General features: G+C 34.8%; 11 protein-coding genes. 10 read left to right on the plus strand and 1 reads right to left on the minus strand.

The genetic code is table 11. From position 1 onward, the window contains the following. Positions 1-95: 95 nt before the first annotated feature. The 10 genes from murI to DW1_RS00865 all read left to right on the plus strand — a co-directional run bounded on the left by murI (position 96) and on the right by DW1_RS00865 (position 11806). The gene (murI, locus tag DW1_RS00820; protein ID WP_074348653.1) at positions 96-902 is read left to right on the plus strand and encodes a glutamate racemase; all 807 of its coding nucleotides are present in this window, start codon (positions 96-98) and stop codon (positions 900-902) included. Positions 903-914: 12 nt separating this feature from the next. Then, complete coding sequence (locus DW1_RS00825; protein WP_083605438.1) at positions 915-1331, plus strand: YwiB family protein; 417 nt, start codon at positions 915-917, stop codon at positions 1329-1331. Between the two features lie 59 nt (positions 1332-1390). Continuing rightward, positions 1391-2095 carry a hypothetical protein gene (locus DW1_RS00830; protein ID WP_074348657.1) on the plus strand — a complete coding sequence of 235 codons (705 nt, stop codon included), beginning with the start codon at positions 1391-1393 and terminating at the stop codon, positions 2093-2095. An 82-nt stretch (positions 2096-2177) separates the two neighbouring features. Continuing rightward, positions 2178-3632, plus strand: a complete 1455-nt coding sequence (locus DW1_RS00835) for a sigma-54 interaction domain-containing protein (RefSeq protein WP_074348659.1) — start codon at positions 2178-2180, stop codon at positions 3630-3632. Between the two features lie 301 nt (positions 3633-3933). After that, positions 3934-4971 (plus strand): L-erythro-3,5-diaminohexanoate dehydrogenase, encoded by a 1038-nt coding sequence (locus tag DW1_RS00840; protein ID WP_074348661.1) that lies wholly within the window; start codon positions 3934-3936, stop codon positions 4969-4971. Between the two features lie 178 nt (positions 4972-5149). Continuing rightward, on the plus strand, positions 5150-6403 hold the full coding sequence (gene ablA / locus DW1_RS00845) for a lysine 2,3-aminomutase (protein ID WP_083605439.1): 1254 nt from the start codon (positions 5150-5152) through the stop codon (positions 6401-6403). A gap of 321 nt (positions 6404-6724) precedes the next feature. Beyond that, positions 6725-7765, plus strand: a complete 1041-nt coding sequence (locus tag DW1_RS00850; RefSeq protein WP_074348665.1) for a lysine 5,6-aminomutase reactivase subunit KamB — start codon at positions 6725-6727, stop codon at positions 7763-7765. Beyond that, complete coding sequence (locus tag DW1_RS00855) at positions 7762-9417, plus strand: lysine 5,6-aminomutase reactivase ATPase KamC (protein WP_074348666.1); 1656 nt, start codon at positions 7762-7764, stop codon at positions 9415-9417. The genes DW1_RS00850 and DW1_RS00855 overlap by 4 nt, the downstream gene beginning before the upstream one ends. 74 nt (positions 9418-9491) lie before the next feature. Then, on the plus strand, positions 9492-11048 hold the full coding sequence (locus DW1_RS00860) for a lysine 5,6-aminomutase subunit alpha (protein ID WP_074348668.1): 1557 nt from the start codon (positions 9492-9494) through the stop codon (positions 11046-11048). Continuing rightward, on the plus strand, positions 11048-11806 hold the full coding sequence (locus DW1_RS00865) for a lysine 5,6-aminomutase subunit beta (RefSeq protein WP_074348669.1): 759 nt from the start codon (positions 11048-11050) through the stop codon (positions 11804-11806). Before DW1_RS00860 ends, DW1_RS00865 begins: the two co-directional genes overlap by 1 nt. A gap of 80 nt (positions 11807-11886) precedes the next feature. Here DW1_RS00865 and nagB read toward each other — a convergent pair whose 3' ends face one another. Beyond that, complete coding sequence (nagB, locus tag DW1_RS00870) at positions 11887-12612, minus strand: glucosamine-6-phosphate deaminase (RefSeq protein WP_074348671.1); 726 nt, start codon at positions 12610-12612, stop codon at positions 11887-11889. Between the last annotated feature and the right edge of the window lie 26 nt (positions 12613-12638).

Here is a 12638-nt window from a genome sequence, read left to right on the forward strand (position 1 = left end):
TTATTCTATTACCATATATTTTAAAATGGTCTTTTCCTACTTTTTATCATATAATATATGTAGTATATTTTTGTATCAAGCAAGGGGGAATATTTTTGGATAATAGACCGATAGGAATATTTGATTCAGGTATAGGTGGCCTTACAGTACTTAAGGAAATAGCAGAACAATTACCTTATGAGGATATAATATATTTTGGAGATACAGCTAGAATACCATATGGTACAAAGTCAAGAGAGACAGTAATAAAATACTCAAACCAATGCGCTAGATTTTTATTAAGTAAAAATGTAAAAGCAATAGTGATAGCATGCAATACAGCAAGTGCATTGGCATACGGAGAATTAATAAATATGTTTGATGTTCCAATACTAGGAGTAATACAGCCTGGGGCAAAGGCTACAGTTACCACAACAAAAAATAATAAAATAGGCGTAATAGGAACTACAGCAACTATAAATAGTGATGCATACCAAAGTGCCATAAGAGAGCTGAACAAATCAGCAGAAGTTATAGGAATAGCATGTCCACTGTTTGTTCAAATAGTAGAAGATGGCTGGGAAGATACAGATGTAGCTTTTATAACAGCAGAAAAATACCTTATGGAATTAAAAGAACACAATATAGACACATTGGTATTGGGTTGCACCCATTATCCAATTTTAAGATATACACTTTCAAAGGTAATGGGAGAAAAGGTATCATTAGTAAATCCAGCTTTTGAAACAGCAAAGGAAATTAAGAGTCTACTAAAACAAAAAGATTTATTTTCAGATAAAAAAGAAAAACCACTGTATAAATATTATGTTAGTGATGACCCAGAAAAATTTAGAAGAATTGGCGGGAATATAATGAACAAAAACATAATAAGCATAGAGAAGGTCGATATAGAAAACCTATAGGGGGAGATGTTGTTGAAAAACGTAATGCTTAAAATAAAAGGAAGGCAGACAAGCACAGAAGGTGAAGAAAATGTAATTGAGCTTATAACAGAAGGCAAGCTATACAACAAAAACGGCTCGTATTATTTAGTATACGATGAAACAGAAATATCAGGTATGGAAGGTTCTACTACTACCCTAAAAATCCAAGGACATAAAATATCAATGAAAAGATTTGGCAATAACACATCTAGTCTAATATTTGAAAAGGGACAAAGACATATAACGGAATACATGACAGCTTATGGTGACATGACACTAGAGGTAGTGACAGATAAGGTAGATGTAAACATATCCGAAACAGGAAAAGGGAATATAGACCTTTCATACAGACTCAATTTATCAGAAAACATAGAGAGCAACAATCACCTAACTATAGATATAATGTAAAATTAATCTTGATATATTTAGTTAGTGAATGATATTATATATCTAAGTGAGGTGGTCAAATGGATAATGAAAAATTATTTGAACTGATGACCCAAATGTATAGTGACATGCAAAAAGGATTTAATAATGTAAATGAAAGACTTGACAAGGTTGAAGGTAGACTTGATGGTGTAGAAGGTAGGCTTGACAGAGTTGAAAGTAGACTTGACAGAGTTGAAAGCAGACTTGATAGTGTTGAAGAAAGACTTGCTAAAGTTGAAGAAAAAGTAGAGCAAAATAGTAGAGATATACTAAGATTAGAAGAAAAAGTAGAGCAAAATAGTAAAGACATACTAAGACTAGAGGAAAAAGTAGAGCAAAATAGTAAAGACATACTAAGATTAGAAGAAAAAGTAGAGCAAAATAGTAAAGACATACTAAGATTAGAAGAAAAAGTAGAGCAAAACAGTAGAGACATACTAAGATTAGAAGAAAAAGTAGAGCAAAACAGTAAAGACATACTAAGATTAGAAGAAAAAGTAGAGCAAAATAGTAGAGACATATTAGGATTACAAGAAAAAGTAGACAAAAACAGCAAGGATATTATAAAACTTGAGAGCAAAATAGATGAAAGTACTGGTATACTATTTGACGGTATCACACAGATTACCTCTCAAAACGAAAGATTAGATAAAAGAGTTGGAAAGCTGGAAACAGGAATACTTGAAAAAGGTATAGTACTACCAAGTGAATATTATATACAAATACTTAAAAAAGTAGATTAGGTCAAAGTTTTTGGCCTATATTTTTTAATTATAAAGCCGAAAATTAGGCATTAATGCAAAAAAAATAAGCAGAGGTGATTATATGATAGATCAAATCCTTAGAGAAAACATTTCAGAAATATTGGATTATGTACAAGAAGGTATTCATATCATAGATAATACTGGAAAAATAGTGTACTACAATAAATTTGCGCAGAAAATAGATGAGATAGACAGAGAAAAAGCAGTAGGCAGACATATATTAGAGATATATCCTTCCCTTTCACATGATACTAGTACTTTATTAAAAGTAATAAGAACAGGAAAGCCAATATTTGATGTAGAGCAGACTTTTGTAAACTATAAAGGCGATAAGATAACTACCATAAATTCATCTATTCCAATTAAATCAAATGGAACCGTAGTAGGGGCTCTGGAAATATCAAAAGATATTACAGAAGTAAGAAAACTATCAGAAAAAATAGTAGAATTGCAAAGTGAGCTATATAACACAGAGAATAATGGGAAGAAAAAAGAGAAGAGAACGGCTAGTTTTACATTTGTAGATATAATTGGACAAAATCCTCAAATGCTAAAGCTCAAATCCCTTGCACTAAAGGCTGCTGAGACATCCTCACCAGTCATCATATATGGAGAGACAGGCACAGGAAAGGAGCTATTTGTACAGTCAATTCATAATGCTAGTCCAAGAAAAAACAAGCCATTTATTGCTCAGAACTGTGCGGCTTTGCCAAGTAACCTTCTAGAGGGGATATTGTTTGGAACAGTAAAAGGTGGATTTACAGGGGCAGAGGATAGGCCAGGGTTATTTGAAGTAGCAGACGGGGGAACGTTATTACTAGATGAAATAAACTCAATGCCTCTAGACCTTCAAGCTAAACTTTTAAGAGTAATCCAAGAAAAGACAGTCAGAAGAGTAGGAGCAATAAAAACTACTAAGGTAGATGTAAGAATAATTGCAGCTACAAATATACATCCAGAAAAAGCAATAGAAGATAAACTTCTAAGAAAAGATTTATACTATAGGCTAAATGTAGTTTCATTAAACATTCCAGAACTTAAGGATAGAATAGATGATATTCCTAGACTTGCTGAATACTTTATGCAAAAATACAATAGGCTATTAGACAAAAAAATAAAAAAAATAGATGAAGAAGTCATGGAGTTATTTATGACATATAGCTGGCCTGGTAACGTAAGAGAGTTAGAGCATCTAATAGAAGGTATAGCCACCATGTATGACACAGAAACTATAAAACTAGAACATCTCCCATCACAACTACTAGAAGCGAGTCAAGGGGTCAGTTCTTCTGGCTTATTGATAAATTCTTTCCAGCAATATTTTCACTCTAATGGAACTACTATACCAGTATCATTAAAAACAGCCTTAGAAGCTATGGAAAAAGAAATGATTTATAATACACTTATGTCTATGGACTGGAACATAACTCACACTGCAGAGCAATTAGATATTCCTAGACAAACTTTACAATACAAGATTAAGAAGTATGAACTGAGGGAGATAAAAGGGAAATAAATGAAATTTTATCAACTGCCCATTATTGGGCGCAAACATAAAAAAAGAGAGCTTTATGTTAACAAAGCTTTCTTTTTTATTGTTAATTTAAGCCATCATGTACCCAAAAAAACCAATAAAATAAAGAAAAGCATGTTATAAAATTTTGGCATATTTTTTGCAATATTATTTCTACAGGGTGCATTAATAGAAATATGGCATCTATAATTAATTTTTTAACAATATTTGTCTGTTAAAAACCTTATCCATTAGTTTGAATTGTTATTTAATTTAATTAAACATTTAAAAGGAGGAATTATTAATGAAAAAAGGATGTCCATACGGAACACACAGAGTTATTGAGCCAAAGGGAGTATTACCACAGCCAGCACTTAAGATTGACAATGATATGGAAATTTATGACAATGAAATACTTATAGACGTACAGACCCTTAATGTTGACTCAGCTAGCTTTACACAAATAAAAGAAGAAGCTGGAGGAGATATTGAAAAAATTAAAGAAATAATGAAAAACATAGTAGCTACAAGGGGTAAACATCAAAACCCAGTAACAGGTTCAGGCGGAATGCTTATAGGTACAGTTGAAAAGATAGGATCTGCATTAGAAGGCAAAACAGACTTAAAGGTAGGAGATAAGATAGCTACATTAGTTTCATTGTCACTTACACCACTTAGAATAGACGAAATTCTTGAAGTAAGAAAGGACATAGACCAAGTAGACATTAAAGGAAAGGCAATACTATTTGAAAGTGGAATATATGCAGTGATTCCAAGTGATTTGCCTGAAAACCTTGCATTATCAGTACTTGACGTGGCAGGAGCACCTGCTCAAGCAGCTAAGCTAGTAAAGCCTGGAGACTATGTTGTAGTTATAGGTGGTACAGGAAAATCAGGAATGCTTTGCTTACATGAAGCAAAGAAAAGAGTAGGGGTTACAGGAAAAGTGATATGTGTAGGAAGCACAGATAAGAGTGTAGCTAGAGCAAAATCAGCAAACCTAGCAGACGAATATATTAAAGTAGATGCTACAGATGCAGTAGCATTACATGATAAAGTAAAAGAGCTAACAAATGGAAGAATGGCCGACATTACCATAAACTGTGTTAACATACCAAATACAGAAATGACAAGTATATTAGCTACAAGAGATGGCGGACTAATCTATTTCTTTAGCATGGCAACAAGCTTCACAAAAGCAGCATTAGGAGCAGAAGGTGTAGGCAAGGATGTCACAATGATTGTAGGAAACGGATATACAAAAGGACACGCAGAGATAGCATTACAAATAATGAGAGAAAGCGAAACATTGAGAAAAATCTATACAGAGCTATATGCGTAAAAGAGAGGAATGAGAAGACAGATGCCTTCTCCCGTAAATCTATATAAGGATTAGTAGTGGCGCCCACTGGACGTCAAAAGGGACGAGGGACAGGCACCTTGTCCCACGAATTGTGAGTGAATAATATGTAGTGGCGCCATTGAGCGTCATGATTACAAGTTCGAAGGAGGTTTTAAACGTGAGATCTTACAAAGATATTGAGCTATGGAAAAATATCTCCCAAGAAGAGTGGAATGACTGGAGATGGCAGGTCAGAAATAGAATCACTTCAGTAGAGGAGTTAAAACAAGTAGTAAATCTTACTGAAATAGAAGAGAAGAATATAGAAGAGACATTAAAAAAATTTAGAATGGGAATAACACCATATTATGCATCATTAATGGATAAGGATAATCCAGAGTGCCCAGTTAGAAAACAGGCGATACCTACAATAATGGAAACACATTTAGGGGCTGCAGATATGGAAGACCCGCTTCATGAGGATACAGATTCACCAGTACCAGGGCTTACCCATAGGTATCCAGATAGAGTACTTATGCTAATTACAGACCAATGCTCAATGTACTGCCGACATTGTACAAGGAGAAGATTTGCGGGACAACAAGATTCAGCTATGGGAATGGACAGAATAGAAGCAGCAATAGAATATATAAGAAACACACCTCAAGTCAGAGACGTGCTTCTTTCAGGAGGAGATGCCCTATTAGTTTCTGACGAAAGACTAGAGACAATAATAAAGAAGCTAAGAGAAATACCTCATGTTGAAATCATCAGAATAGGTACACGTGTACCAGTAGTATTGCCTCAAAGAATTACAGATGACTTAGTAAATATGCTTAAAAAATATCATCCAATATGGCTCAATACTCATTTTAACCATCCAAAAGAAATAACAGAAGAATCAAAGACAGCCATAGCTAGATTAGCAGATGCAGGGATTCCATTAGGAAATCAGTCAGTTTTACTTAGGGGAGTAAATGACTGTGTTCACATAATGAGAGAGTTAGTTCATGGTCTAGTAAAAATGAGAGTTAGACCTTACTATATCTATCAATGTGACTTATCAATGGGAATAGAACATTTTAGAACTTCTGTATCAAAGGGAATAGAGATAATTGAGGGACTAAGAGGACATACATCGGGATATGCAGTGCCAACATTTGTAGTGGATGCTCCGGGAGGAGGAGGAAAGACACCAGTAATGCCTAACTATGTAATATCTATGTCGCCAAATAAAGTAGTGCTTAGAAACTTCGAAGGTGTCATCACAACATATACAGAACCAGAGAACTACAATGACCATTGCAACTGCCCAGTATGTACAGGAGAGCGTGAACACAAGCTAACAGGCGTAGCAGGACTATTACAAGGCAATAGAGTAGCATTAGAGCCTGTACAGCTTGAGAGAAGAGAAAGAGGGAAAAATAGATAAAGAATTTGATGACCTTTACATTTGACATACCAGCTATTCACTTTGTGAATCAAGTTAGGTCATAATCGGACACGAACAATTCTAAAGCTCATTCTGATATAAAATCCTGTAGCTTGGAAACTCGCTTCACCTAATGGAGTTACAGAAATCTTTGATTTCGTCGTAACTCCTTATGCCAGCGTATGTTGCCTTACTTTAATATGATTGCTTAACGGATTTTATATCTAAACTCGCTAAAAATTGTAATCGTATCCTGCAAATGCTCGTTTAATATTTTACTTAATTTTCTCGTGATGTGAAGCAGCGGAGGAGGAAACCAATATGTCCATAATAGAATTACTATATCCACAACATAAAATAATCTCCATAGTAGGCATGGCAAAGAACTCAGGTAAAACAGTCACATTAAACAAGATAATAGAGGATGCTATAGATAATTCAATAATCCTAGGACTAACTTCAACAGGCAGAGATGGAGAGGGCCAAGATATAGTCACGAAAACAGAAAAACCTTCTATTTACGCTGAAGAAGGTACCTTCGTAGCTACATCCACAGAAACTCTAGAATTAGGCGATGCTAGAATAGAGATTTTGGACATTACAGACTATAGTACTCCTCTAGGAAAGATAGTTATAGGCAGGGTAAAAGAAAGTGGATATATTCAATTAGCAGGACCACAGACTAACAAGGGCATCAGAGCAGTATCGGAGATTATGCTAAAGCTCGGTGCTCAGTTAGTCTTAATAGACGGAGCCATAAATAGAGTTGCATCAGCCTCTCCCTCAGTATCAGAAGGAGTGGTATTAGCCACAGGTGCAGTTTTAAGCAGAGACGTGGATAAGGTCATAGAAGAAACTATCCATACAATAAATCTTTTTCAGTTGCCAGCAGTAAAAGATAATATGGCAGAATCCATATTAGAAGAATTAATTGAGAATGGAAAACCAGCAATCATAGATAATCAATACAATATAACTCAACTTAATATCAAAACAGCTCTAAATAGTGGAACTACTATTGCACAAAGTATTACAGATGAATCAAAATATGTAGTTCTACCTGGCTCTTTGGTGAAAAAGACAATAGAGGATATAGTATCCACCACAGACAAGTACAAAAAAGTAAAATTCATAGTAAATGATGGCACAAAAATATTTATAGATCCTAGAGATTGGCTTATATATAAGAGCAAAGGTTTAGATGTTCAGGTTCTTGAATCAGTAAATGTAGTACTTGTTACTATAAATCCCTATTCACCTGAAGGCTACTATTTTGACCAAGAACACTTCCTGCTAAGAATGAAGGAACATCTAAAAGACACAATGGTACTAGACGTAATGCATGGTGGTGGTCTGATATGAGGACTTTTATAGATAATAAAACAGTTGAAAATATAGGTCTAGACTATGTATTAGGAAAAATAAATACCATAACACCATATGGCAAAGACCTAAAAGAAAAAATGCGTCCATTTAAAATAGGAGAAGAAGACCTGCTAATTAAGGAGCTTAATCAGATAGAAAGACTAGTTAAGCTAATAAATGAAAATAAATTCTTCTTTAAGAATATAAAAGATATCCTTCATAACATTAAAGACATTAGGAATTCTATTGGGAGAGCAAAGGATGGCTATATATTAAGTAATGTAGAGTTATTTGAAATTAAAAGCTTTATATTAGCTCTTTCAGACTTATATATAGAACTAAGAACCATAGTAGACCAACTAGATAGCAGTATCAATGTAAACAGAATAATAGAACTAGAATCTCTTTTGGACCCACAAGGTACTAGGGTCAAAGCCTTCTATATATATGATGAATATTCTAAGGACTTAAAGCTAATTAGATACAATAAAAGGCAAATAGACAATGAAATAAAAATTGAAAAGAAGAAAATAAAAGAAGAACTAGAAAAGCAACTATCCATGAAATTAAGACCAGACGGGTCAGTTTTAGTATCTAAAAATCAAAAGGAGCTAATAGAAAAGATTAATAACTGCTCTAATTTAATATACAGCTCTGAAACCTATATGGATATTAAATATATATTAAAGCCTACTCAGGCCTTAAATGAACTAGAAGGTAAGCTTGCTAGTCTAAAAGAAAAAGAAGAGGAAGAAGAACAGAAAATTAGGCAGTACTTATCCGAACAGACAGGTAACTACTATGAGCAAATAACTAAAAATATTCATTCAATAGGCAAGCTTGACTTAACACTAGCAAAGGCTTACACAGCCATAGAAACTAACAGCATAAAGCCAACAATCATACATGAACATAAAGTAAATATAGTAGCTGGAAGACATCCTAAAGTTGAGGATATACTAAAATCTAGCTCTCAGAAGTTTACTCCCATAAGCATAGCACTTAAAGAGGGAGTATCCTGTATTACAGGAGCTAATATGGGAGGAAAGACAGTATCACTTAAGCTAGTAGGGCTATTATGTGCTATGGCACAATACGGACTTTTCGTACCATGTACTAGCATGGAAACAGGGCTTCATGGATTTATATATGGCTCCATAGGGGATATGCAGTCTACAGATCAGGGTCTAAGTACCTTTGGCTCAGAAATAAAAAGCATAAAAGAATGTTTGAAAATATCAGATGAAAAGGGACTCATACTAATAGACGAGCTAGCTAGAGGAACAAATCCTGATGAAGGCTATGCCATCTCGAAAGCCATAGTAAATTTCCTAAAAAGTAAGAAAAGCATAGCTCTTATAACCACTCACTATGACAATATAGCTAATACAGAAGATGTAGTGCACTACCAAGTCATAGGGCTTTCAGAGATTGATTATGAAGAGTTAAAAGAAAAGATAAATCAAAGCAAAAACACCATGAACATAGTGAGTAAATATATGGACTATAGGTTAAAGAAGGTAACAAAGGACACCTTAGTTCCAAGAGATGCCCTAAATATAGCCAGACTCATGGGTTTAGAGGAAAGCATAGTGGCAGATGCAGAGAGGATTCTTTCGAACAGTAAAGAAACAGTAGTTGAACAATAGTTAAATAGCTGATAAACATTCGTTATACTACTGTATGACTACTGTTAAACTATCGCTAAAAAGGAGGTAATAAATTGAACAGTAAACTAAATCTTAACCCTAATATTATTCAAAGTGCACGTACAGCAGCAGCAAACATAGCAGAAGATGTTCAAGGTTTTATAGATAAACATACTACAGTAACAGTAGAAAGAGCCATAGCGAGACTATTAGGAATAGACGGTGTAGACGAAATAGATAGACCGCTTCCAAACATAGTAGTTGATAACATAAAAGAAGGCAATGGACTAGGAGAAGGTATAGCATACTGGCTAGGAAATGCTATAATTCACACTGGAGATACTCCACAAGCCATAGCAGAAAAAGTAGGTAGAGGAGAGCTAAACCTAACTAATCTACCATTAGCCGATGAAAATGAGATTAAAGAGAAGATCAATGAAATTGCTATACAAACAGTAGATAAAATAAGAGAAAATAGAATCAAAAGAGAAGATTATATTCAAAGACTTGGTGAAGGTAGTCAGCCATATATATATGTAATAGTAGCTACAGGAAATATATATGAAGACGTAGTTCAAGCCCAAGCCGCAGCTAGACAAGGAGCAGACATTATAGCAGTTATCAGAACTACTGCCCAAAGCTTACTTGATTATGTACCATATGGAGCTACTACAGAAGGCTTTGGAGGCACATATGCTACTCAAGAAAACTTTAAGATAATGAGAAAAGCATTAGATGAAGTAGGAGAAGAAGTAGGCAGATACATTAGGCTATGTAACTATTGCTCTGGACTTTGTATGCCAGAAATAGCAGCTATGGGGGCCTTAGAAAGACTAGATGTAATGCTAAATGATGCTCTATACGGTATACTATTTAGAGATATAAACATGCAAAGGACTCTAGTAGACCAATACTTCTCAAGAGTAATTAACGGATTTGCAGGAGTTATCATAAATACAGGTGAGGACAACTATCTAACTACTGCAGATGCAGTAGAAGAAGCCCATACAGTATTAGCATCTCAGTTCATGAATGAGCAGTTTGCTAAAAAGGCAGGTATTCCAGAGGAGCAAATGGGACTTGGTCATGCCTTTGAAATGGCACCAGATATAGAGAATGGGTTCTTATTAGAGCTAGCTCAGGCACAGATGGCAAGAGAAATATTCCCAAAAGCACCACTTAAATATATGCCACCTACAAAGTTCATGACAGGAAATATATTTAAAGGGCATTTACAAAATGCAATGTTCAACCTTGTATCAGTATGGACAAATCAAGGAATACAGCTATTAGGAATGTTGACAGAGGCTATCCATACGCCACATCTTCAAGACAGAGCTTTAGCTATAGAAAATGCAAAATATATATTCAATAATGCAAGAAGCATAGGTGATGAAGTAACCTTCAAAGAAGGAGGGCTTATCCAGACAAGAGCACAGGAAGTCCTTAAAAATGCAGAAGAACTATTGCTAGAGATAGAAAAAGAAGGCCTATTCTCTACTATAGAAAAAGGAAAGTTCGCATCTATAAAAAGAGCTAGAACTGGTGGCAAAGGCTTAGAAGGAGTAGTGCAAAAAGGCGAAAAGTACTACAACCCATTTATTAAAATGATGCTTGGAGGTGAAAGATAATGGACAACATTCAAAAAGTAGACCTAACAAAAGTAAAACCTTACGGAGACACATTAAATGATGGAATGGTTCAGCTTTCTTTCACACTTCCAGTGCCATATGGAGATGAAGCTAAAGAAGCTGCTAGATTATTAGTGAGGCAAATGGGACTAGATGAACCTAATGTAGTACATGCATCAGATCTAGGTGTAGGATATACACACTTTGTAGTATATGGAAAATGCCAGCACACAGTTGACTTTACAAAAATAGAGGTTCCAAAGGTAGAAGTAGACTCTATGTCTATGGAAGAAGTAGAAGAATATATTAAGCAAAACATAAAAAGAGATATTACAATAGTAGGTGCATGTACAGGAACAGATGCCCATACAGTAGGTATAGATGCCATCATGAACATGAAGGGCTATGCAGGACATTATGGTCTAGAAAGATACAAAGGCATAAATGCAATAAACATGGGAAGTCAAGTTCCAAACGAAGAGCTAGTTGCCAGAGCCATAGAAGAAAATGCTGATGCAATACTAGTCTCTCAAGTAGTTACTCAGAAAAATGTCCATATTCCAAATCTAACACAGCTAGTAGAGCTACTAGAAGCAGAAGGGCTTAGAGATAAAATAATCCTATGCTGTGGAGGACCAAGAATAACTCACGAGCTAGCCAAAGAATTAGGATATGATGCAGGCTTTGGCTCAGGCTCATATGCAGACGACGTAGCCTCATTTATAGTGACAGAAATGGTTAATAGAAAGCTTATATAAGAAAGAGAGATTCTTCGCTATTACCAGAATTCAGGACAACAAAAAACTGTCATTCTGAACACCAGCGAAGAATCTCATGTTTATAGCCTACTAGCTGCTTCCTTATCTACAATGATGGTCACATCAGGATGAAGCTGAAGAATTGATGCTGGTACCTTAGGAGTGATAGGTCCCTTTACAGTATCATAAATAGCATCAGCCTTCTCGGCACCACTTGCAAGAAGTAGTATCTTCTTAGCTTTCATTATCGAACCTATTCCCATACTAATAGCCTTTGTAGGCACATCCTCAATAGAATCAAAAAATCTAGAATTAGCTTTGATAGTATCTTCATCTAGCTGAACAAGGTGAGTTTTTGGCTCAAAATGATCAGAAGGTTCATTAAAGCCAATGTGTCCATTTCTACCGATACCTAATAGTTGAAGGTCTATTCCACCTGCTGCTTCTATTTTCTTTTCATATTCCGCACATTCTCTTACCACATTATCGGTCATTCCATTAGGAATATTAATTTTTTCATCATCAATATTAATGTGATTAAAAAGATTAGCTTTCATAAAATAATCATAGCTTTGTGGATTATTCTTTGGCAACCCAAAATATTCATCTAAGTTAAAAGATGTCACATCAGAGAAATCAATAACTCCCATTTTATAAAGATTAATCAATTCTTTATATGTATCTATTGGAGTACTGCCAGTAGCAAGACCTAAAACACAGTTTGGTTTTAAAACTATTTGACTTACAATAATATGAGCAGCTTTCTTACTCATTGCCTCATAATCATTAGCAACTATTATTCTCATTATGTATACCTCCAGAAAAAATCTTG

Source organism: Proteiniborus sp. DW1, assembly GCF_900095305.1.
In the GTDB taxonomy this organism is placed as follows: domain Bacteria; phylum Bacillota; class Clostridia; order Tissierellales; family Proteiniboraceae; genus Proteiniborus.